Genomic DNA, 19,379 nt, shown 5'->3' with positions numbered 1-19,379 from the left:
AACAGTCAATGGGACGATGGGCTGTGACATAATAAATCCTCCAGTTATGTTTTTTATAACAGTATACAGGAGGAGGGAGTGATTAGATAGATACCTTGTTATTGGGCGGTTACAGTTCTTCTGATTAGAGCTTATTTAGCAAGTTTTGCTTTAGCAGCATCTGCAAGAGCTGTGAAAGCTGCTGCATCGTTAACTGCCAAGTCAGCAAGCATTTTACGGTTTACTTCGATTTCAGCCAATTTCAAACCGTGCATCAATTGTGAGTATGACAAACCGTTCATACGAGCAGCCGCGTTGATACGAGTGATCCACAATTTACGGAAGTCACGTTTTTTCTGACGGCGGTCACGGTATGCATAGTAGTAAGAGTTCATTACTTGTTCTTTCGCAGTGCGGAACAAGAGATGTTTAGCTCCATAGTAACCTTTAGCTAATTTTAAAATACGTTTACGGCGTTTACGAGAAACAACGCCACCTTTAACACGTGCCATTTAATTTTCCTCCAAATAATAATCTAAATTCTAGTAGTCGGCTTATTTCAAACCTGTAAGCATTGATTTGATACGCTTGAAGTCACCAGCATGTACCATACCTGCTTTACGAAGGTGACGACGTTGTTTTTTAGTTTTACCGTGGAAACGGTGTGAAGTGTAAGCGCGGAAGCGTTTCAATCCACCAGAACCTGTACGTTTGAAACGTTTAGCTGATGCGCGGTGAGTTTTTTGTTTTGGCATGATAATTCTCCTTTTGCTTAAAAAGCTTATTTTTTATCTGAAGCTGGGGCCAATTGCATAAACATTTGACGTCCGTCCATCTTAGCGCGTTGTTCGATAATAGCAATATCTTGAGTTGCTTCAGCGAACTCAGCTAATACTTTCGCTCCAACTTCTTTGTGGGTAATCATACGACCTTTGAAACGGATCGAAACCTTTACCTTATTTCCTTTTTCTAGGAATTTACGGGCATGACGAAGTTTTGTCTCGAAGTCCCCTTTGTCAATAACTGGACTTAGACGCACTTCCTTCACAGTGACAACACTTTGTTTTTTGCGTTGTTCTTTCTGTTTCTTCTGATATTCAAATTTGAACTTACCGTAGTCCATAATTTTAGCTACTGGTGGTTTAGCTTGTGGTTGAATCAATACTAAATCCACGTTTGCGCTATCAGCAATGGCCTGAGCCTCATTGAGCGGTTTGATTCCCAACTGTTCACCCTCAAGACCGATAAGACGAACTTCACGCACTCGAATTTCATCATTGATGAACAAATCTTGCTTTGCTATGGCTTTTCACCTCATTTTATATTTTTCGAGAAAAACGAAACGGACTTGCTACACAAGTCCGCACTACACCATTATTCTTTCCGAAGAAATCTTAATCCGTAGAGCCAGACAACGTTAGTCGCAAGGCGAGAAGCTCTCACTTCTGCTTTTCTCAATACAATCATTCTAACATGTCTAAAACTACTTGTCAAGAATTTCTTTTGCTTTTTCAGAAATAAATTGAACGACTCCTTCAATAGATACGCCTGTCGTATCAAAGGTGATAGCATCATCTGCTGCTTTCAATGGAGAAACTGCTCGATTGGAGTCTTTAAAATCACGAGCTGCAATCTCCTCTTTTAAGAGTTCCAAGTCTGTCTCAATGCCACGTTCCGTATTTTCCTTAAAACGACGAAGAGCACGTTCTTCAACGGATGCGATAAGGAAAATCTTGAGTTCCGCCTGAGGTAATACGACTGTACCTATATCACGCCCATCCATGACAATGCCGCCAGCCTGTGCAATTTCCTGTTGCAAACGAACCAGTTCCTCCCGTACAAGAGGAAGGGCTGCTACTGCAGAAACATTATTGGTCACTTGGTTATCACGAATTGGCAAGGTAACATCTTGGTCACCAACAAAAACAAGTTGTTGACCATTCTCATCGCGACCAAAACGAATAGGATTTTGAGCAAGTAAGGTAACAATGCCATTCTGGTCGGTCACCTCTATCCCATTTTGCAAGGCTAAATAGGTAGCTGAACGATACATGGCACCTGTATCTAAATAAGTATAGCCAAAATCCTTAGCAATAATTTTTGCGACTGTCGACTTTCCACTTGAAGCCGGACCGTCGATTGCAATTTGAATTGATTTCATAACTCCTCTTATCTAATACGAACTACATCACCTGGGTGGGCAAGCCAAGAACCAGTTGCCATCTTTTCTGGATTCAAACGCTCTAACTCCGCAATTGAAATACCTCCACGTGCTGCAAGGGCACCAACACCTTCACCTGCTTGGACAGTAATAGTGGAACCGTCAGCCGCTTCTACGAGTGTCGAACTGCTCTGAGTCGTTTCAGTTGATTCTTCCACAATTTCTTCTTCACTTTGAGTAGATTCTACAGTTTCGACAGCCGAAGTCGAACTTTCTGCAACTACTGCTGCAGTACTTGGATTATAAAATTCTTTTGTAGAATCTGTCTTACTTCCACCAACTGATAGATAAAATGCCGTAATTCCTATAATTAGGACAATAATAAAGAAAATCAACGATAAAATAGTAAATACTGTTGTACTTGCTAGCCCCTTACTGAACCTGTCTTTACGACTCGCAGACTCTGTTTGATATACCTCTTCATTCCATGGCTCTTGTGACATTATCGAGAAAACTCCTTCTATTTTTAAAACTTGCTTTTTTATTAAATATGTTTACAATAATAGTATGAAAATAAAACTAATAAATGAACGGTGTATTGCATGTGGGCTCTGTCAAACATACTCACCAATTTTTGATTATGATGATGAAGGTATTGTTATTTTTTCTGATGACACAGATCTTACAAGAGATATAGAACCAACCTCTGACATATTATCAGCAATAAAATCTTGTCCTACTAAAGCCATCTCATTAGAATGATTTGGCTTTTTTTCTGTAATACTCTTCAAAGTAATCTTGTTTAATTAAGTGGTCAATCAGAATAATTTCACCTTTAAAATCATTTCGAATTGCCAAATGATTAATAAAATATTTCTTAGGCCATTTTCGCATGTGATACGTTTTACCTGTTGGAAATTCTTTTGAAAAAATGCGAATGGCTAAATAGGATACTTCTATTTTTTCAATATCTGAAATCCTAATTTTCTGAATAGCAAATGGATTAGCAGAAGCTATTCTTAAATCCACTTCTTCTAACTCAAAATATCGGTGTAACCCTAATACTACCATTGAAATGAATAGTATGAAAAGTAAGATAAATAATCTCGAAACTCGTAGCTTTTCAAGTAATAGCGTCAAACTGATAAAAAGTGGAAGGAAGGTAAGAGACCAATAAATCATCGCCCATGCTAAATCTGGCTGCCAATGGTAGCGGATTTTACCAAAAATTTTGATCATTGTGGACCTCCACTTATTATTCTAGCATAAAACAAGAGATTTTCCTATGAAAACCTCTTGTTTTTGAATTTTTTTATTACATTTACATGACAGAATATCTGCTTTTGTAAAACAATAGACATCTAAATGAAATATAAAGCATATTTTAATACAAAAACATTTTGTTGAAAAATAGAAAATTTTTCCACCAATCTTGTTTTTGCCTATAACTCCTAAATGATAAATGTATCACTAGTAAAACATTGTCATCTCTTTTTAAAATATTCGCCATCAAATAAAAGAGATCTCATGTGACGAACTAAAAAGCCTTTAAAAGTAGCTAATTAAAACATTCGACCTAGATCTCATCAATTTTACTATAATTAATCAAGAACTATCAAAATAGTAGCCTGAAATTATTCAAACTCGATTTTTCTTGATTTTCTACTGATAGCAGCTAGACTAAGCATGCCAATAACAGTTAATGCTACACTTGATTCAGCACCTGTAGTTGGCAATGTTTCTGAAGCCTTCTCTTGATTAGATGATTGAGTTTGAGAAACTTTTGCTGTCAATACCTTGGTTTCAACAGTAGATGAAGGAGTTTTTTCACTAATCATACCTTGCAGACTTTTTTCATTTGTCTGGCTATTTCCTTCACCTGCTCCAGTCCCTATAGTATCATTGCCACCACTATTGCTTGAACCGCCATTTGTTGGAAGCTCTGCTGGTGATTGTGGCAATGCTGGAGAAGGTTTTGGAATCTTAATGATAGAACCGTCTGGTAGGCGAATAAATGAATAATTGGATTGTAAATTATACAATTCAAGTAATCTTTCGTACTCAGCCTTGGTACGATTTGTTTCCTCTACTTTTTCTTCCAAAAGTTTATTAGCATCCTCTAGAGCCTTTTTATCTTGTTCCAAGATTGATTTTAGCTCCTCTACTTTTTCCTTCAAGCCAGGCAACTTCTCTTTGATTACATCGCCTTCTTTCACGAGTTTTTCAAGTTCTTCTATGTAAGACTCTAGTACAACAAGTTTTTTCTTCTCTTCTTCTACCTTGTCAGCTTGTTTTTTCTCTTCATCTAAAGCTGTCTGATAAACAACTTGTTTTGTCTCAACTTCTTTTTGAGCTAACGTTTGATTTTCTTTCTTTTCCTTTAATTTTTTATTAGCAGTGTTAATTTCATTCACAATATCCTTGTTTTCAGGTTGGGTAAGTAAATTTTGCAATTCCAGTTCTGCAAATTTGATTTGCTGCTCCAAATTTTGGACATTATTCTCAGAAATTGTTAGTTGATCATTTAAATCTGTAAGTTCCGTATTTAGGTCATCAACCTTTTGAGTTGTTTCAATAACGGCTGGGTTTGATTTGATATCAAGTTGTTTCAAGTTTGAAATAGTTGTCTTTAATTCAGCAATGGTCGTTTTCAACTCATTAATTTTAGCAGTATTGTCAACAACATCACTTCCGATACTTATTTTGCTAAAGGTAGAAGATTTAATATTGTTTTCAGGAACCATCAAGAATTGGTTTTGAAGTCCATTAGTTGTGACTCGTGGGCTTACTCCAAGATAATAGTTTTGGCTACCTGACTGCAACATACTAATTGTATGACCAAAGAGTGATGAAGAGTCATTAAAGAGGAAGAAAACAATAGATTGGTAGTATGAACGTTTCAATTCATCAACTGTACTACCTTTGCTAAAAGTAGTACCTATAGACTCATAGCCACGATCATCGTAGTAATTTAGCCCCATACTTTGAGCAACCTCATAATGGACATCGTCATGTGTAAGAAATGGTACATTCTTTTGGTTATAGGCAGCTACTACTTTCTTAGCAAAATCTTGAGCTGATCTGGTAACTGTTACTTTAGTCAAGCCTAATTCAGAACGAACACCATTAATGATTTCAGCTGCAAATTGAGCCAATTCATCTTGGACTTCAGTTGATAAATTGCTTGGATCTACCACACGATTTTTATCTGCTTCAATAGATTGATACTGATTTTTATATCCATAAAAACCATACTCTGATAATTGGCTAGCATTATCAATTTCTGATTTGTATTGATTCGCTGTCGCATTATAGTTCGGATGCGTCGTATATCCTGCAGCCTCAATTTTCTTGAGTAATGGCAATGCTGTTGTTTTATAGGATGCTGGTAGTGTAATCTTATTAGTACCAATTACTGATGTACTTTCTGGAAGTGAGGCAAGTTCAGCTTCTTTAGCTTTCAACTCAGCTTCTTTCTTGCTAATTTCATCATTTAACTCTTTTTGAGCAGTTTCAGTAACAGTTGTAAGAGTATTTTTAGCTGTTTCTAATTCTTTCTCTTTATCAGCGATTGTTTGCTTTAAGGTAGAAATCTCTTTTTTTAGTGAATCACTTTGTGATTGGTGATTTTCGATTTGTTGCTGAGCAAAATCGATACCAGTTCCACTAAGCTTTTCTTCCGCTTTTTTAACAGCATCTTCTGCAATCGCAACTGCCTCGTCTGCATCCGACTTCTTAGTTTCAGCAGTCTTGAGTTCTGCTAGTGCATCAGCTGTAGTTTGCTTAGCTGAATCAAGTTTCACTTCTTCAGTAGCAATGACTTTTTGTTGAGCTGAGATTTCAGTTTTCTTTGATTCAATTAACTCAGGTGCATTTTCAATAAGTTTGATTTGCTGCTCTGCATTTTTAACTTCAGCTTCTGCTGCTTTTAGTTTGTCTTCACTTTCAGAAACTGTTTGGTTTGCTTCCGAAACAATTTGTTCTTGAACTACTTGTTCTTCCTGAGCAGTGTTATAGTCTTTTTTAGCAGTATCTACTTGCTCTTTAGTAACCTGGTTAGACTCAGTTTGTGATGTTGCTTGAGAAGTTGCAGTTGCAGTTACAGTAACCTCTGGGGCGTTCACTTCTGGAACACTAACCTCTGGAGAGTTCCCTTCCGAATATGAAAGTGTCTGCACTTCTTCTGCTTCTACGATATGTTGTCCCAAAACTGCCGCTGTTGCTGCAAGTGCAACACCCGTTGACATAATTAGTTTCTTTGACATACAATACTCCTTTTTAAAATATTGTGGAACACAAATTCCAACACTATTATACTTTTTTTTTTTGCAAATCAAGATTTAAATGTTTTTTTACATATTTATTGAGAATTTAATAAAACAATCTGTAGAATGTAGTGAAAATTTTTTTATCCTCAGAATTATGCTATACTAATCCTAGTAGAAAACCAAGGAGGTATTTATGATAAAACTAATCGCTCTTGATATGGACGGAACCCTCTTAAACGAGAAAAAAGAGCTGATGCAGCCACAGATTGATGCCATTCATCAGGCTGTTGAGGCTGGGGTCAAAATTGTACTCTGTACTGGTCGGCCCTTGGTAGGCGTTAAGCCCTTTGTAGAGCAACTCGGCTTTGATACCGAGGAAGAATTTATTATCGTCAATAATGGTTGCTCAACGCATTCGACAAAGGATTGGGCCCTGATTGACTGGGAAGAACTGTCTATTGCTGATATTGACTATCTTGCTACTTTTATAAAAAACGACGATGTACAGATTTCTCTCTTTGATGAGGAAGACTACTTCGTTCTTGCAGAAAAAGCGAATGATATGGTTGATTTGGACGCACGTTTAGTGGGCATGACTCCTCAACCAATTGATTTAAAAGAAGCCAAGTCAGGTCAACATCGCTTCTTTGAAGCCATGTTCGTCGGTGAAAAAGAGCATATTGATGCCTTTGAAAAGCAACACAATCCTGTACTCAGCCAAGGCTATTCCACCGTTCGTTCACAGGACTATCTCTTGGAAATTTTGCCAAACGGTGCTAGCAAGGCCACTGGTTTGAAAAAATTGGCAGACCGTCTCGGTATCCTTCCAGAAGAAATCATGGCTATGGGAGATGCCAACAACGACCTGGAAATGATTGAATTTGCTGGACTTGGTATTGCCATGGGTAATGCCAACGAGCAAGTCAAGGCGATTGCCCAAGACATCACAGACACCAATGAAAACAACGGCGTTGCTAAAGCCATTGAAAAACATATTTTGAACAAATAAGGAGACACTATGAAATACCCAACACTCTTAGATCGCTTTTTAGTCTATGTCAAAGAAAATACACGCTCAGATGAAAACTCTACGACTACTCCATCTACCCAGAACCAAGTTGAGTTCGCACAGAACATCCTTCTGCCTGAAATGGAACGCATCGGCTTGCAGAATGTCCACTACCTACCAAACGGCTTTGCGGTGGGAACACTACCTGCCAACGACCCAAGCTTGACCCGCAAGATTGGCTTCATCGCCCACATGGATACGGCGGATTTCAACGCAGAAGGTGTCAACCCGCAAATCATCGAAAACTACGACGGCAACCCAATTGCCTTGGGAACTTCCGGCTACGAATTACATCCAAAAGACTTCCCACAACTTGCCAACTACCAGGGTCAAACCCTGATTACCACAGACGGTACCACCTTGCTAGGCTCTGATGACAAGTCAGGAATTGCAGAAATCATGACAGCGATTGAATTCCTAGTCCAAAACCCTGATATCAAGCACTGCGAAATCCGTGTCGGATTTGGTCCTGACGAGGAAATCGGTGTCGGTGCAGACAAGTTTGATGTGGAAGATTTTGATGTGGACTTTGCCTACACCATGGACGGTGGACCGCTGGGCGAACTCCAGTACGAAACCTTCTCAGCAGCTGCTGCCAAGATCGACTTCCTAGGTCGCAACGTCCACCCAGGATCTGCAAAAGACCAGATGATCAATGCATTCCAACTAGCTATTGACTTCCACAATGCCCTTCCAGAAACAGACCGTCCTGAAAAAACTGAAGGTTACGAAGGTTTCTTCCACTTGATGAACATGGAAGGCAGTGTCGATACTGCTTCTACCACCTATATCATCCGTGACTTTGAGGAAGAGGATTTCCTTGCCCGCAAGCAGCTCATGTTAGACATCGCTGAAAAGATGAATGCCAATTTTGACACTCCACGTGTCATTGTCAACCTACATGACCAGTACTACAACATGAAGAAAATCATCGAAAAAGACATGACTCCAATCAACATTGCTAAGGACGTCATGGAAAATCTTGGTATCAAGCCACTGATCGAGCCTGTTCGCGGAGGAACAGACGGCTCCAAGATTTCCTTCATGGGCATCCCAACGCCAAATATCTTCGCAGGTGGCGAAAACATGCACGGTCGCTTCGAGTTCGTCAGCCTCGAAACAATGGAAAAAGCTGTTGATGTGATTTTAGGTATTGTAGCATATAAATAAACAATTTGTTCAGACTTTCAATTGAAGGTCTGATTTTTTCTGAAAAATTTCCAAAATTTATGAAAAAGTATTGTATCATTGAACTAATACTGTTATAATAGAATCATCAAAAAGAAATGGAGTTTTATAATGACAGAAGAAACATTTGCACAAGGTATTTTAGTTGGGCTTTGGGGAGCCGGTATGATTTTTTCACTCATTTGGTATATCCTCGTAACTATTTCTAACTTCATCCTCTTTAAAAAAGCCGGCTATGCTGGTTGGAAATCCCTCATTCCATTCTACAACCTTTACATCCAGCAATGTATCACATTCGGCAAGGACAAAGGCTGGTTTATCCTCTTCCTACTCATCCCACTTGCTGGACCACTTTATGGCATTTATTTGACTTACTGCTATGGTAAAGCATTTGGTTTGTCTGATATTCAAGCCATCTTCTATGTCTTGTTTACACCACTTTTCAATGTCTACATTGCCTTCAATGACGGAAGCCGCTACCAAGGACCACAAAATTTCTTTATCGACTAATATAAAATGAAGCAACTTTTCCTATTCGGAAGGGTTGCTTTTACTTTTTTAGAAAATATATAAAAAATTTATATAATTACTTGATTTTAGCAAACGATAGGTATATAATTTATATATAAAATAATTACATAAAGATAAAGAGGTGATTTCATGTATTACCCCGTATCCTCTATCTTGATTGAATTTCTGGTCTTAGCCATTGTGGAAAAGCAAGATTCCTATGGCTATGAAATCAGTCAGACCATCAAGATAGTTGCTGACATAAAGGAGTCCACGCTCTACCCTATCTTGAAAAAACTGGAAAAGGCTGGCTACGTTACCACCTATACCCAAGAATTTCAAGGGAGAAAGCGGAAATACTATACCATCACACCTGTTGGACGTGAGCATATCCCCTTCCTGCAGGGTGAATGGAATACCTACAAAGACCATATTGACGGAATCATAGAAGGGAGCCTACGAAAATGACACGCGCAGATTATCTGAACCAACTAGAACAAGCACTAACTCAACTCCATCCAAGTGCCAGACAGGAAGCTTTAGACTACTTCAATGAATATTTCGATGAAAAAGCGGATGACCTGGCAGCTATTGAAGAACTCGGAACACCTGATGAAGCTGCAAAGGAAATCATAGCCAACCTGCCCGAAGATGCTCTAATTACTAAGGAAGACCAAAGCACTTCACAATCAACTAAAACATTTGATTTCGATTTTGACTTTGATTTTCAATTTGACTGGGATAGTTTTTTCGACAATTTCAGACATTCAGCCTTTCAAGCTAGGGAAAGGATTGAATTGACGGCGAAGATTGAAGAATTACCTGATCTTTCAAATCTACAGATTATTCTCGAAGACCAGGCACTTAGCGTGCAAAGCTATGAAGGTGACAAGGTAGTATTACACAATCCATTTTCTGAAGAAATGTCCTATCAGGCTTTTGACTATCACCTAGTCCAAGATAGTTTGTACCTATCTAGCAAGCCACTCCCAGACCACTTCTACTTTTCCAACCAGCAAACCAGCTCGGCTATTCTCAAAATCCCTAAAAGACTCCTGCCCCTTACTAATCTCAATCTGAAAACGACAGATAGTAGTTTGATGGTGGCGGCTGTGCAGGCGAGCGAACAGCTCGTCATCAATGCAGAAGATAGCAGTATCAGCGTGACGAAAGTGAGCTGTCCAAGCTCTGCCCTAAGGTTAGAGGACTCTACACTAACTATCTCAGATGGACGACTGGACGAGTTGAAATTGGAAGCCAGCGATGCTGTTATCACTCTCTCAAGCATGAGCCTTTCAGATGCAAGGATAAGATTAGAAGATTGTGTCTGGAAGTTGAAGGATTTTGTCCTTGAAAAGAGCCTAAACTGCCAGGCTGAAGATTCTGTCCTAACCTTTAAACCATGTGCGGACATCAGTTTGGACATCTGGGAGGAAGATTCTAGCCTTAAACTTCCAAAGGATAAGGCGTTTACAATGATGAAAGAGGATAACACCACTCATCTCAGCTACAAGCAAGAAAATAGCCCTGCTCAGCTGGTGATTCATTGTCAAGACTGCCAACTTACTGTAGGATAAAGGAGTCGCAAGGAATATTTACAGAAGCTTGAAAAACATCTCAAACACTTGCCAAAAGAAGATTTTCAAGATACCTTGGACTATTTCAATGAATTTTTCGATGAGAAAGAAAACGACGAAGAAGCTATTCAAGAATTAGGCAGTCCAAAAGAAGCTGCCAGTGAAATTCTAGCGACCCTCTACGAAAAAGAGCGGACGGAAGATAAGCCAAATACCCGCAATATGGTCTGGTTGACCATCCTCGCCATCCTTGCCGCACCAATAGGCATTCCCCTAGCGATTACCCTAGTTGCCCTCTTCATTATCCTACTCCTGCTCATCCTCAGCGCCTTTCTACTCCTTATCTCACTTTGGATTGTCCTCCTCAGTTTAGCAATCGCCCAGCTTCTCCTCGCCTTCGACCTCCTCACACTCTCATGGTCCTCCTCCCTCCTCTTCACAGGGCTAGCCCTCATCTGTTTGGCACTCACCCTCTTGGGTAGTAAATTCACTCTAGACCTTGGAAGCAAAACCTTCTTGCTTGTTTTACACTGGATACAAAGAACCATTCGCAAAGGAGAGTATCATGAAAGAGCTTAAACCATTTACGAAAATCAGTCTGAGCCTGCTAAGTCTTGGAGCCATTCTAAGCTTTATAGGCTACCTACCTGGCGGTTGGACAAATATGAAACTTGTCGCAGAAAACTATTTTCAACCCCAAACAGCCAGTTTTAGTAATATTAGGGCTATAGAAGTGAATGAAAAACTGTCCATTATGCCCTCGCCTGACAACCAATTTCACCTCCACTATTACCGAAATCAGCACAAAGGCATTGACCTCCTCAGCCACCAAGTTCAAGATGGAAAGTTAACCATTTCTAGTACTTCTCAAGGCTTCGTTTCTTATGATGGATTACTCGAACCTATCTTAAATCTTGTCAATGACCAGAATATTGCCTACTACCAACCAGTCTTACAGGTCCCTAAAAATAGCACAATCGAATCACTTACAGGTAACCTTCAAGGAGATCTGTATCTGGATAACGTGACTATTCAAAATCTTGAACTGACTGTAGAAGATGGAGACATGTTGATTGAAAACAGTCACATCAGCTATACTCATTTATCACACCTCAATGGTGAAGTAGTAATCAATCATTCCACATTAACAAGTCCGAAAGACATTTCCAATACTGTTGGCAGTAGCCTAACGATTGAGGATGGGGATTTTAAAGCTGAAAACCTAAAACTAGAGGGAAGGCATAACATCAGTAATTACGATGGCTCAATCGACATCTCTATTCATTCACAAACAAAAACGGACATCTACATAGATGCCAGTCAAAATAATAGCAGAATAGAACTGCCAGCCTATTCCAATACCCAAGCCAATAATTACCTCTTCATCTCTACACTGGATGGGGAATTGACTATTCGGTAATTTTTTAAAAATATACATATATAAATTAGAGAGAACTATAGGTTCTCTCTTTACTTCCTCTGTATAAATAACATTTTTTCTATGGCATATTTATAATATTCCAAGTAAAAAAACATCATAATTTGCCCCAAAAATGCCCCCCAAAAAAAGAAAACCTACAGCACAACGCAGAAAAGTTGATGCAATAGGCTTTTTCTTTATAAATTATTTTACAGTGCGAACACGCATTGTGTTTGTAGAACCAGCAACACCTACTGGAACACCCGCAACGATGATGATATCATCACCTGATTCAACCAAACCTTGTTCTTTAGCAACTTTTTCTGCCAATTCAAACATATCGTCAGTTGATTCAGGTTTCTCAGTTACAACTGGAATCACACCCCAGTTCAACATCAATGATTTTTGAACTTTTTCAGTGAAAGTTACTGCCAAGATGTCTGAATCTGGACGGTATTTAGAAATAGCACGAGCTGAGTAGCCAGTTTCAGTAACAGTTACAACCAACTTGATGTTCATTGAGTGGCAAGCATCTTTCACTGCAGATGCAATAACTTCTGTTTTAGATGCACGGTTGAAGTGATCTGAGTTCAAACGACCGTATTCGTTAAGAAGAGTTTGTGCGTTTTTAGCGATTGTTGCCATTGTACGAACTGACTCAACTGGGTATTTACCGTTTGCAGACTCACCAGAAAGCATTGTTGCATCAGTACCGTCGATAACAGCGTTGAAGACGTCTGATACTTCTGAACGAGTTGCACGTGGTTTTTCAGTCATTGTTTCCAACATGTTTGTTGCTGTAATCACTGCTTTACCAGCTGCGTTCACTTTAGTGATGATCATTTTTTGGTAAACTGGAACCATTTCAAATGGTACTTCGATACCCATGTCACCACGTGCGATCATGATACCATCTGAAGCTTCGATGATTTCATCAATATTGTCGATACCTTGTTGGTTTTCGATTTTTGAGAACAATTGAACGTGCTCGTTACCAGTTTCTTTAAGAATGTTACGAACTTCTTCAACGTCTTTAGCAGAACGAACGAATGAAATCGCGATGAAGTTCAAACCTTGTTCCAAACCGAAACGGATATCAGCATTGTCACGGTCAGCAAGAGCTGGGAAAGGAATTTTAGTGTAAGGAATGTTTACACCTTTTTGTTTAGCAATAACACCGTCGTTTTCAACTTCAACAACAAATTCACGTTTTTCAGCATCTTTTTCGATAACTTTAAGACCAAGTTTACCGTCGTCAACAAGAATTTGTTTACCAACTTCAACATCGTCAAATACATCAAGTGCACCTGCAACGTTCAAAGCGATTACTTCTTTAGTTGATTGAATACCTTGTTTAGTAGCTACGCGAAGAACATCACCTGTTTTGTATGAATATTCTTTAGCATCGTCAGCAAACAACTCAGTACGGATTTCTGGACCTTTTGTATCCAACAAGAAACCAATTTTTTTACCAGCAATTTCTTCCGCACGACGTACAGTTGCCATACGCTCACCTTGCTCTTTGTGGTCACCATGTGAGAAATTGAAACGGAATACGTTTGCACCTTCAGTGATCAATTGAGCAATTTTCTGTGCTGATGCTTCAACATCAAGGTTTTCACCCCAATAACCATCATCACCGAATTTTTTTCCACCACGGATTTCTACCGCAGGTCCGAGGGTTGCAACGATTTTTACACGTTTATTCATCTTAACAAAACTCCTTTTTATTTAATGGTCTTTTGACCCTTAATAACAAATAATGAAACTGTCAAATTAGATTGACAAGTTGCGGTTTAATTCAGCCATATCCAAGTCAGCTTTATGTGGATTGTTCACAACAATTTTACCATCTGCAGTCAAGCTGAACAATGCTCCTTCTTCAGCTGTACCAAGAATTGGATTTTCAACCATTTGCTCATTACGGATACCAACCGCAAGACCACCACGGCCTTCCTTGAGCAATTTAACAGCATGCGCGCCCATACGAGATGCAAGTACACGGTCACGAGCAGTTGGTGAACCACCACGTTGAATATGACCAAGCTCAGTTACACGAAGATCGCTTGTATCACCTGCAGCTTTCAACTCTTCAGCGAATTGAGCAGCTGGCATAACTCCTTCAGCCAAGACAACAATGCTATGCTTCTTACCATTCTCATAACCTTGTTTGATTCGAGCAACTACATCATTGATATCAAACTCTTCTTCTGGGACAACGATAACATCTGCACCAGATGCAATACCAGACCAGAGTGCGATGTCTCCAGCATTGCGCCCCATTACTTCTACTACAAAAGTACGACGGTGACTTGAAGATGTATCACGAATTTTATCAATGGCATCCATAGCTGTTGTTACAGCAGTATCAAAACCAATTGTAAAATCAGTACCAACGATATCGTTATCAATTGTACCTGGAACACCAATCGCTGGGAAGCCATGTTCTGTCAAGCGCATTGCACCATGATAAGAACCGTCTCCACCAATAACAACTACACCTTCGATACCATGTTTCTTCAATTGCTCGATTCCTTTAAGTTGGCCTTCCAACTTAGCGAATTCAGGGTAACGAGCTGAGCCAAGGAATGTTCCGCCACGTGAAATAATGTCACCAACTGAACGTGCTGATAACTCATGGATATCACCGGCAACCATACCTGCGTAGCCTTCATTGATACCATATACTTCCATTCCTTCTGAAATTGCTTGACGAACTACTGCACGAATAGCAGCGTTCATACCAGGGGCGTCACCACCACTAGTCAAAACAGCAATACGTTTCATTTCATTTGCTCCTTTAAATTTTCAATTTAACTGCCTTATTATAACACACTTGAAAAGAAGTTGCTTGACTTTTTACAATTTTTTAGCGAAAAACCGTTTTCATAACAAATTCGCTCAAGTCTTCCTCAAGTTGAGACGTTTTCAAAACTCTAAAATGCTCCGCTTGAATGGTCTGATTAGAATCCTGATAGTGAAGAATAACTGGGATACTGCCTTTGTATCTTTCTAAAATACGAGCCACTGCATGATCATGATCCCTGTTTTCCAACAAAATCCAAAATTTTTCCAGACTAACGGGTTCCATTTGTTCTAATACCAATTGCAGCTGTCCATCACGTTCTTGAACTCTCCCCGACATATAGGCAATGGTGCCCTCTTTCAAGACATCTGAAAATTGACGATAGCTTTCCGGAAAGAGAGTCACATCCAATTTTCTCTTGGTATCGCTCACTTGGAGAAAAGCCATCTGTTCTCCGGTTTTCTTGGTCCGAATCAAGCGGATGGATTGAATTTGTACAAGAATGGTCACCCGACGTTCCGCCACCAAATCAGCAAGGTCAGTTCGAGAACGCTTGGACTCACGGCAGATTTTGACCAGAGGATGAGGACTGATGCCAACTCCTAACAAGCCCTGTTCTAATTCAAATTTTTCAGCTTCACTAAAGTCTTCTGCCTCCGTCCAGCTATAGTTTTCCTCCGCAAAAAAGGTACCGAATGCCTCAGCAAAGACAAAGAGATTATCTAGATTTTCTATGATTTTTTTCCGATTAGGTTCAAACTCATCAAACAAACCAATATGAATGAGAGGAAGCAACAAGTCTTTCTTCTTATAATTGTCAGGTAGTTTCAAAACAAAATCTTCTACTGACTTGTAGGGACGTTGGTCCAATATCCATAAGGCAAAATCCTTGGGCAGACCCTTCAAGGTTTTCAAACCAAGAAAAATCCTATCCTTATCAAATTTATCATAATATGGAACTGTGTTGATAGATAATTTAACCACCTTAAAATCAAATTGCAGGGCATCCTCAATATAAGCACTGCTGGAATAATTGAGCATGACATCAAAAAAGACATCTGGGTAATGGCTCTTAAAGTAAGCCATCTGAAAGGCCAGCGCCGAATAGGCATAGGCATGACTACGGTTAAAACCATAACCAGCAAACTTGGCCATCATGGCAAAAATATCTCTTGCTTTTCCTTCCTCATGCCCACGCTCACACGCACCTGCCAAAAACTCGGCTTCCATAGCCTGCATTTCTCGGGCATTTTTTTTAGACATAGCTCTACGAAGTAAATCGGCTTTGCCCAGTGTAAATCCTGCATAGACCTGAGCTATCTGCATGACCTGCTCCTGATAGAGCATGATACCATAGGTCCCTTCCAAAATCGGTGCAATAGACGGGTCCAGTAAGTCAATGCCTTCCTGCCCATGTTTTCGTTTGACAAAATTATCGGAATAGTCACTGGCACCTGGGCGGTTCAAACTGGTAGTGGCTACTACATCCTCAAATCGCTCTGGTCGGACCCGTTGTAAGAGACTGATGGCACCTGGTTGTTCAAATTGGAAAATCCCCTTGGTCTTGCCAGCCGCAAAAAGTTCCAAGGTTTTCTTATCTTCTAGGTCAATGCTAGCAATATCTATTTCCAGCTTGTAGCGCTCTCGAACTCCTTCTGCCATTTTTTGTACGAAAGTCAGATTTCGCAGACCAAGAAAGTCCATCTTGAGCAATCCATTGGCCTCGACTGCATGGGCATCGTACTGGGTCACCAGCATATCATCCCCTATTTTCAGTGGAATGGTATCGGTCAAGTCCTCATCGCTCATGACCACACCTGCTGCGTGGATAGAAGTCTGGCGAGGTTGTCCTTCAATTTGTTGGGCAATGGCAAAGGCCTTTTGATACTCGATTTTACTATTAATAAGCTGACGAAAGGCTGCATTGCGCTGGTAGGCAGAGGATAAATTATCCTTAAACGAAATCTTCTTGGTAATATTGGTCAACTCGTACTCAGGTGTTCCAAAGCGTTTAAACACATCACGAATGGCCTGCTTGGCACCAAAGGTTGAATAGGTCACAATCTGGGCAGCGTGGGTAGAACCGTAACGGTCCCGCACATAACGAATAAAGTCAGGGCGATGAATATCTGGAATATCGATATCAATATCCGGCATGCTATAGCGTTCATTATTTAAAAATCGTTCAAAGAGCAGCTGATGTTTAACGGGGTCAATGCCCGTAATATTCAAGGCATAGGCAACCAAACTCCCTACCGCAGAACCACGACCCATACCCATATAGTAGCCCCGACTACGTCCAAATCGGAGCAGGTCCCAGACAATCAAGAAATAATCGTCAAATCCCATCTCGTGAATAATGGACAACTCTCTTTCCAAGCGTTCCTGATAGACAATTCCCGTCAAACCTTTTTCTTCCAATCCCTGATAGGCTTTCTCCTGCAATTCTTCCACCGCAGGTCGCTCACGGTTGAAACGAGGTAACTTCAAGTCTGTATTTAATTGGTAGGAAATACCTGCTACCAAATCACGTAGATTATCTACCGCCTGAGGAAAACGACTGGAAAATAGACTGGTTAAACTATCCGCTGATAAGAGGATTTGTCGCTTGTCTATATCCGCCACTTGATTGAGCGGAACATTGTCTCGGATGGCATGAAGTACCTGCAAGCTCTCCAACTGGTTCTCCTCGAAAAAACGAACCGTATGCATAGGCAGAATTGGACCATGAAAGTCTTGTATAGGTGTATCCCTAGTCACTCCGATATAATAATCTAGCCCAATATCCAGCTGCTCAATCCCTGAAAAGTAGGGAATGATGATAGCGATATCCACTAAATACTGGCGAATAGCTTCAAAGTTATCCTGTCCAGTCATTTTTGCAGTCGAAATTTTCAAGAGATTTCGATAGCCCTTGGTGGTCAAGGCAATCAACTGAGTTGTCACTTCTCGCTCTTGCCCCTCCAACTGCCAGTCCAATTCACAGCCGATGATTGGCTGTATTCCTGCCTTCTGACAAGTTTCCATAAAACTGTAAGCCGCATATAGACTATTCTTATCCATCATCCCCAAGGCTTGGTAGCCCAGCGACTTGGCTCTCTTTACATATTCTTCGATCGTCACCATGCTATCCATAAAGGTATAGACGGTTTTTGTATCTAGTTGTGCCAGCATGGTCTTCTCCTTTTTATTTCTTCTATTATACCAAATAATCTAGGAAAATATTTTTAAGAAATTCAATCAAAAGACTTGCAAATTATCATGTTTTATTGTATTATTTATTTAGAACATAGGTATTGGCAAAAATGCCTAGAAAGGAAAGAATAATGGCTTGGAAATTTGATAATAATATGCCCATATATATCCAAATCAGTAATACCATCAAATTACAGATTGTAACCAATCAACTAAAATCGGGAGATAAATTGCCAACCGTGCGTGACTTGGCTGAAACAGCTGGCGTCAATCCAAACACGGTGCAACGGGCCCTGTCTGATTTGGAAACAGAAGGATTTGTTTACTCAGTCCGCACAACAGGACGTTACGTCACAGACAATCAAGAATTGATTTCACAGACCCGACTGCATTTGGCACAGAAAGAACTTGAAAACTTTGTGACCAATATGCTGGACTTGGGCTTCAATCAAGATGAATTAACCCACCAGTTAGATGATTATTTGAAAGGAGTCTCTTATGAATAACGCATATACCCTGGTCGAATTACAACAGGTTTCAAAATCCTATGGCGGTGCTGTAGCTCTCAATAATGTTAACTTGAAATTGACTGCTGGTAAGATTATTGGACTTTTGGGACCAAATGGTTCTGGTAAGACGACGTTAATCAAACTCATCAATGGACTATTGCAACCTGAGTATGGTCAAGTCCTTATCAACGGTCGCACTCCTTCACCTGAAACCAAGGCAATCGTATCCTATTTGCCAGATACGACCTATCTTGATGAAAGCATGAAGGTTTCTGATGCTATCACCTTCTTTACAGATTTCTATGCGGACTTCGATAAAGAACGAGCTCTTCATCTCTTGCAAGACTTGGGAATTGATATAAACAGCCGCATGAAACACCTGTCAAAAGGGAACAAGGAAAAGGTTCAGCTGATCTTGGTAATGAGTCGTCAGGCACAACTCTATGTCTTGGATGAGCCAATTGGGGGTGTTGACCCTGCTGCTCGTGATTATATTTTAAAAACCATCGTCAACAACTATTCGCCTACTGCCTCTGTTATCATCTCCACGCATTTGATTTCAGATGTTGAACAAATTTTGGACGAAGTAATTTTCCTTCAATATGGTAGTGTTATTCGCCATGAAAACGTGGATGACCTTCGTATTGAAAGTGGCGAGTCCATTGACGAACTCTTCCGCCAAGACTTTAAGGCTTAG

At 40.0% G+C, this 19,379-nt stretch carries 19 protein-coding genes, 1 pseudogene and 1 other annotated feature; of the genes and pseudogenes, 10 read left to right on the top strand and 10 right to left on the bottom strand.

Annotation, left to right across the window (positions count from 1 at the left end; translation table 11 throughout):
- Window positions 1-131: 131 nt before the first annotated feature.
- The 5 genes from rplT to C1E99_RS06365 all read right to left on the bottom strand — a co-directional run bounded on the left by rplT (window position 132) and on the right by C1E99_RS06365 (window position 2,643).
- On the bottom strand, window positions 132-491 hold the full coding sequence (gene rplT / locus C1E99_RS06385) for a 50S ribosomal protein L20 (RefSeq protein ID WP_012028296.1): 360 nt from the start codon (window positions 489-491) through the stop codon (window positions 132-134).
- 42 nt (window positions 492-533) lie between these two features.
- Entirely contained in the window at window positions 534-734 is a 201-nt protein-coding gene (rpmI, locus tag C1E99_RS06380; RefSeq protein WP_012027223.1) for a 50S ribosomal protein L35, read from the bottom strand.
- A 26-nt stretch (window positions 735-760) separates the two neighbouring features.
- Window positions 761-1,267, bottom strand: a complete 507-nt coding sequence (gene infC, locus C1E99_RS06375) for a translation initiation factor IF-3 (protein ID WP_002940606.1) — start codon at window positions 1,265-1,267, stop codon at window positions 761-763.
- 40 nt (window positions 1,268-1,307) lie between these two features.
- Window positions 1,308-1,436, bottom strand: a sequence feature (ribosomal protein L20 leader region).
- A gap of 26 nt (window positions 1,437-1,462) precedes the next feature.
- Window positions 1,463-2,140: a (d)CMP kinase gene (gene cmk / locus C1E99_RS06370; protein WP_105106827.1), complete on the bottom strand. Its 678-nt coding sequence runs from the start codon at window positions 2,138-2,140 to the stop codon at window positions 1,463-1,465.
- A gap of 8 nt (window positions 2,141-2,148) precedes the next feature.
- Window positions 2,149-2,643, bottom strand: coding sequence for an SAG1386/EF1546 family surface-associated protein (locus C1E99_RS06365; protein ID WP_105106826.1), 495 nt, complete (start codon window positions 2,641-2,643; stop codon window positions 2,149-2,151).
- A 64-nt stretch (window positions 2,644-2,707) separates the two neighbouring features.
- Between C1E99_RS06365 and C1E99_RS06360 the strand changes: the two genes are divergently transcribed.
- Window positions 2,708-2,902, top strand: coding sequence for a ferredoxin (locus C1E99_RS06360; protein ID WP_105106825.1), 195 nt, complete (start codon window positions 2,708-2,710; stop codon window positions 2,900-2,902).
- On the opposite strand, the gene C1E99_RS06355 is transcribed toward C1E99_RS06360, so the two are convergent.
- On the bottom strand, window positions 2,894-3,379 hold the full coding sequence (locus C1E99_RS06355) for an EbsA family protein (protein ID WP_105106824.1): 486 nt from the start codon (window positions 3,377-3,379) through the stop codon (window positions 2,894-2,896). The genes C1E99_RS06360 and C1E99_RS06355 overlap by 9 nt on opposite strands.
- A gap of 395 nt (window positions 3,380-3,774) precedes the next feature.
- On the bottom strand, window positions 3,775-6,477 hold the full coding sequence (locus C1E99_RS06350; RefSeq protein WP_153060169.1) for an SEC10/PgrA surface exclusion domain-containing protein: 2,703 nt from the start codon (window positions 6,475-6,477) through the stop codon (window positions 3,775-3,777).
- 124 nt (window positions 6,478-6,601) lie between these two features.
- Here C1E99_RS06350 and C1E99_RS06345 point away from each other — a divergent pair, with 124 nt between their 5' ends.
- The 7 genes and pseudogenes from C1E99_RS06345 (at window position 6,602) to C1E99_RS06315 (ending at window position 12,172) form a co-directional block, all read left to right on the top strand.
- Window positions 6,602-7,417 (top strand): Cof-type HAD-IIB family hydrolase, encoded by an 816-nt coding sequence (locus tag C1E99_RS06345; RefSeq protein WP_105206993.1) that lies wholly within the window; start codon window positions 6,602-6,604, stop codon window positions 7,415-7,417.
- 9 nt (window positions 7,418-7,426) lie between these two features.
- On the top strand, window positions 7,427-8,647 hold the full coding sequence (gene pepT / locus C1E99_RS06340; RefSeq protein ID WP_105206992.1) for a peptidase T: 1,221 nt from the start codon (window positions 7,427-7,429) through the stop codon (window positions 8,645-8,647).
- A 129-nt stretch (window positions 8,648-8,776) separates the two neighbouring features.
- Window positions 8,777-9,175 (top strand): DUF5684 domain-containing protein, encoded by a 399-nt coding sequence (locus C1E99_RS06335; RefSeq protein ID WP_105206991.1) that lies wholly within the window; start codon window positions 8,777-8,779, stop codon window positions 9,173-9,175.
- A gap of 150 nt (window positions 9,176-9,325) precedes the next feature.
- On the top strand, window positions 9,326-9,643 hold the full coding sequence (locus C1E99_RS06330) for a PadR family transcriptional regulator (protein WP_105206990.1): 318 nt from the start codon (window positions 9,326-9,328) through the stop codon (window positions 9,641-9,643).
- A complete protein-coding gene (locus C1E99_RS06325) occupies window positions 9,640-10,752 on the top strand; it encodes a DUF4097 family beta strand repeat-containing protein (protein ID WP_105206989.1) in 1,113 nt (370 codons plus the stop codon). Before C1E99_RS06330 ends, C1E99_RS06325 begins: the two co-directional genes overlap by 4 nt.
- A 24-nt stretch (window positions 10,753-10,776) precedes the next feature.
- Window positions 10,777-11,331: pseudogene (locus C1E99_RS06320) on the top strand (DUF1700 domain-containing protein); the annotation flags it as partial.
- Window positions 11,318-12,172, top strand: a complete 855-nt coding sequence (locus C1E99_RS06315) for a DUF4097 family beta strand repeat-containing protein (protein WP_105206987.1) — start codon at window positions 11,318-11,320, stop codon at window positions 12,170-12,172. The pseudogene C1E99_RS06320 and the gene C1E99_RS06315, both read left to right, overlap by 14 nt.
- Before the next feature lie 204 nt (window positions 12,173-12,376).
- Here C1E99_RS06315 and pyk read toward each other — a convergent pair whose 3' ends face one another.
- The 3 genes from pyk to C1E99_RS06300 form a co-directional block, all read right to left on the bottom strand.
- A complete protein-coding gene (pyk, locus tag C1E99_RS06310; protein WP_105206986.1) occupies window positions 12,377-13,882 on the bottom strand; it encodes a pyruvate kinase in 1,506 nt (501 codons plus the stop codon).
- A gap of 66 nt (window positions 13,883-13,948) precedes the next feature.
- A complete protein-coding gene (gene pfkA, locus C1E99_RS06305) occupies window positions 13,949-14,959 on the bottom strand; it encodes a 6-phosphofructokinase (protein ID WP_105107688.1) in 1,011 nt (336 codons plus the stop codon).
- 82 nt (window positions 14,960-15,041) lie between these two features.
- Complete coding sequence (locus C1E99_RS06300) at window positions 15,042-18,152, bottom strand: DNA polymerase III subunit alpha (protein WP_105206985.1); 3,111 nt, start codon at window positions 18,150-18,152, stop codon at window positions 15,042-15,044.
- A 152-nt stretch (window positions 18,153-18,304) separates the two neighbouring features.
- Between C1E99_RS06300 and C1E99_RS06295 the strand changes: the two genes are divergently transcribed.
- Together C1E99_RS06295 and C1E99_RS06290 are read left to right on the top strand one after the other, a co-directional pair.
- Window positions 18,305-18,679 (top strand): GntR family transcriptional regulator, encoded by a 375-nt coding sequence (locus tag C1E99_RS06295; RefSeq protein WP_105145335.1) that lies wholly within the window; start codon window positions 18,305-18,307, stop codon window positions 18,677-18,679.
- Window positions 18,672-19,379, top strand: coding sequence for an ABC transporter ATP-binding protein (locus C1E99_RS06290; RefSeq protein WP_105117979.1), 708 nt, complete (start codon window positions 18,672-18,674; stop codon window positions 19,377-19,379). Before C1E99_RS06295 ends, C1E99_RS06290 begins: the two co-directional genes overlap by 8 nt.

This window comes from Streptococcus suis (genome assembly GCF_002964045.1).
GTDB lineage: Bacteria > Bacillota > Bacilli > Lactobacillales > Streptococcaceae > Streptococcus > Streptococcus suis_U.
The sequence above is the reverse complement of the archived record's forward strand: the minus strand, read 5'-3'. Positions and strand labels throughout refer to the sequence as shown.